At 66.7% G+C, this 3,536-nt stretch carries 3 protein-coding genes; 1 reads left to right on the top strand and 2 read right to left on the bottom strand.

What is annotated here, in order from left to right; translation table 11 throughout:
* Together AC1D1P_RS17890 and AC1D1P_RS17885 are read right to left on the bottom strand one after the other, a co-directional pair.
* The coding region (locus tag AC1D1P_RS17890; RefSeq protein ID WP_477673896.1) for an alanine racemase at nucleotides 1–856 on the bottom strand (856 nt) is incomplete at its 3' end.
* Nucleotides 857–959: 103 nt separating this feature from the next.
* On the bottom strand, nucleotides 960–1,967 hold the full coding sequence (locus tag AC1D1P_RS17885; RefSeq protein WP_477673895.1) for an ornithine cyclodeaminase family protein: 1,008 nt from the start codon (nucleotides 1,965–1,967) through the stop codon (nucleotides 960–962).
* A 103-nt stretch (nucleotides 1,968–2,070) separates the two neighbouring features.
* Here AC1D1P_RS17885 and AC1D1P_RS17880 point away from each other — a divergent pair.
* A partial coding sequence (locus tag AC1D1P_RS17880) for an MFS transporter (protein ID WP_477673894.1) occupies nucleotides 2,071–3,536 on the top strand: 1,466 nt, incomplete at its 3' end.

The following is a 3,536-nucleotide window of genomic DNA, read 5'->3' as shown; positions in this document are numbered from 1 at the left end:
CATCCGTACGGCACACCTGGCCGTAGCCGAAGTCATGCTGCTGCTTTTGCGTGCCGCGGTCTCGGCTCATGGCCATCCAGCCAGCGTCCACAATTGCCCAGCCTTTTTCGGGCTGGTGGCCTATCACGGTGGTCAGCACGCTGAGGGCGATGTCGTCTGCCCCGCACACGCCGATGTTGTGCATCACCAGGTCAAAAAACACATACACACCGGCGCGCACTTCCGTGACGCCCTTGAGCTGCGCGGCTGACAGCGCCGTCGGTGTGGAGCCCACGCTGACAACAGCGCACGGAAAGCCCGCGGCGCGCACACGTTCGGCAGCTTCCACACAGGCGGCGCGCTCCTGCTCGGCCATCGCCACCAGCGTTTCGGGGGTGTTGAGGTCATAGCTCGAACCGGCATGCGTCATCACGCCGCCCAGCTGCATACCGCCTTCGTGCAACGTGCGGGCAACGTCCAGCAAGGCGGCCTCGCCGGGTTTGATGCCGGAGCGATGGCCGTCGCTGTCGATTTCTATCCAGACTTCAAACTTTTCACCGTGCTCATGGCCGAATGCGGCAATGGCGGCCGCCGACGCCACACTGTCGGTGATGATTTTCAAATCGCAGCCCTGGCGCCGCAGGGCCAGCGCCTGCGGCAGCTTGGTAGCGACCATGCCCACTGCGTAGAGGATGTCGGTGAAGCCGTCGGCGTGGAATTGCGCGGCCTCCTTGAGTGTGGAGACGGTAATGCCCTGCGCACCCGCGGCCACCTGCGCACGCGCCACTGGTGTGCATTTGCTGGTTTTGACGTGCGGCCGGAAACGCACGCCGAGCACATTCATGCGCTGCTGCATGCGCGCGATGTTGCGCTGCATGCGCGGCAGGTCAATCAGCGCGGCGGGCGTGTCGAGGGTGGCCAGGGGATTGGGCTGGTTGGCAGTCAAGGGAGTCTCCAAAACGGTAAGGGCATCAAACAATTCACCAGGGCCAGGCAATGCTTTGACCCTTGCCGGCAAGGCGCGCGCGCTGCTCCAGCAGGCGGGCGACCGTGAGGTCCTGCAGGGCGATGCCGGTCATGTCGAACAAGGTGATGTCGCCGGCGCCGCGCACAAAGGAAGCCTTGCCCGACAGCACATCGCCGATTTCAGTGCAGGCGGTTTCGGGCGCCCATTGCAGCTCGCCGATGCTGCGCGACTGGGCGGCATCGTCCACAAACACGCGCGCCCTGGCGAGCAAGCCTTCAGGCAGCTCGCGTTTGCCTTTGGTGTCGCTGCCCACCGCATTGATGTGGGTGCCGGGCTGAAGAGCAGCCAGCTCGAACAGCGGGCCCTTGCCGGTGGTGGCCGTGATCACCACATCGCTTTGGGCCACGGCGGCATTCACGTCTGCCGCATGCGAGATGGCGCACTGGCCGGCAAACATCGCTTCAAACGCGGGCTTCGGGCCACCACTGGCCGTGGCGTAAAACACCTGGCGCAACCCGGTCAGCTGGCGAAGGGCAAAGCGCAGTTGCGCCTGCGCCTGCACGCCGGTGCCGAAGACACACGCCGTGCGGCTGTCCTGCCGCGCCAGTTGCAGGCCCAGGCCGCCAGCGGCACCGGTGCGCTCGGTGGTAACGGCGTTGCCGTCAATCAGGCAGGTCGGCCGGCCGGTGGCGGGGTCAAGCAGCATGATGGTGGCCTGGTGGGCATCGGCGCCCCGCGCGAGGTTGCCGGGCCAGAAACCGGCCGCCTTGAAGCCCAGCAGCGACTGCGCGCCCACGTCACCCGACTTGATGCCGAACACGCCACCGGTGGCCAGCCTTTCACGCACCAGGGAGAACACGCGGCCCTCCCCCTGGCTGTGGAGCACAAAGGCTTCGCGCGTGGCCGCAAGGACATCGGCGGGCAGCAGCAGGGACTCGACCGCATGTTTGTCCAGCAGCAGGAGTTGGGCATCAGCCGGCCTGCTTGCCTTTGACGGCAGGGAACTGGCAGGATGGGGCATGGGTGGCTGCGCGAGGTGTGTCGTCATCTGGAAATATTATCTATTGTCAGACAATTTGTCAAATCAACGATTCACCTCCCCATCAGTTATTGCAGGAGACCCCATGCCCGCCAACCCGCACGCCCCTTGTGACGAAGGCATCATCCGCGCCCAGGGTGGCGACTGCGGCAAAACGGCGCACCCCAAGCTGGCGCTGGCGGCCACGGTGCTGGGCTCTTCCATGGCGTTTATCGACGGCTCGGTCGTCAACATCGCCCTGCCCGCCATCCAGCGTGACCTGGCTGGTGACTCGGCCAGCGGGCTGGCCGCCATGCAGTGGGTCATCAACGCCTACCTGCTGGCGCTGGGCTCGCTGGTGCTGGTGGGCGGCTCGCTGGGCGACAGGTTTGGCCGTCGCAAGATTTTCATTCTTGGCATCGCCATTTTCACGGCCGCCTCGGTGGCCTGCGGCCTGGCGCCCGGCCCGCTCGCGTTGATTGCGGTACGCGCCGTGCAGGGTGTAGGCGCGGCGCTGCTGGTGCCGGCCAGCCTGGCCATCATCGGGAATGTGTTTGAGGGCGAAGCGCGCGGCAAGGCGATTGGCACCTGGGCCGCGTGGGCGGCCATCACCGGCGCGGCAGGGCCGGTGCTGGGCGGCTGGCTGGTCGATGCCGTGTCGTGGCGGTCCATCTTCTTTTTGAACGTGCCCATGGCAGTGGCCACCGTGTGGCTGGCGCTGTATGCCGTGCCTGACAGCCGCGACCCCGAGGCGCCGCAGCAGCTCGACTGGCTGGGCGTGCTGCTGGTGGCCGGCGGCCTGGGCGCGCTGACGTACGGCCTCACGCTGGCGCCCGAGCGCGGCTGGCAGGCCATCAGCGTGCTGGGCCCGTTTGCAGCGGGCGTAGCCCTGTTGGTGGCGTTTGTCTACGCGCAGGCGCGCACGCGTGCGCCCATGATGCCGCTGGGCCTTTTCAAGTCGCGCGACTTTGTGGGCACCAATTTGCTGACGCTGCTCTTGTACTTTGCGCTCAGTGGTGCGCTGTTCTTTTTGCCTTTTGTGCTGATTGGTGCCTTTAAATACTCCGCCACGGCTGCAGGCGCCACGCTGCTGCCGCTATCGCTGCTGCTGGGTTTCCTGTCGCCCGCTACCGCCAAATTCACAGAACGCTTCGGCGCGCGGCGCATGCTGATGGCCGGGCCAGCGGTGGCCGCTGCGGGCTTTGCACTGCTGGCCTTGCCCGGCGTGGGCTGGTCTTACTGGGCCGGTTTCTTTCCGGCCATGGTGGTGCTGGGCCTGGGCATGACGATTGCCGTGGCTCCGCTCACCACCACGGTGATGAACGCCGTGCCTTCTACCCACGCGGGCATTGCCTCCGGCATCAACAACGCCGTGGCGCGCGTGGCCGGCCTGCTGGCTGTGGCGGTGCTGGGCGTGGTGTTTGCCGCCAGCCTGGGCGGGCCGCTGCAGGCGGCTTCACCCGAGGTGCTGGTGGCCGCGTTTCGCTGGGTGGTGCTGGGCTGCGTGCTGTGCGCGCTGGGGGCATCGGCCTGTGCGCTGCTGTTTCTGGCGCCTGCGCAGCAATCAAGGCC

This window comes from Polaromonas sp. P1_E1_2 (assembly GCF_056406035.1).
This window is presented reverse-complemented; position numbering and strand designations above follow the sequence as displayed.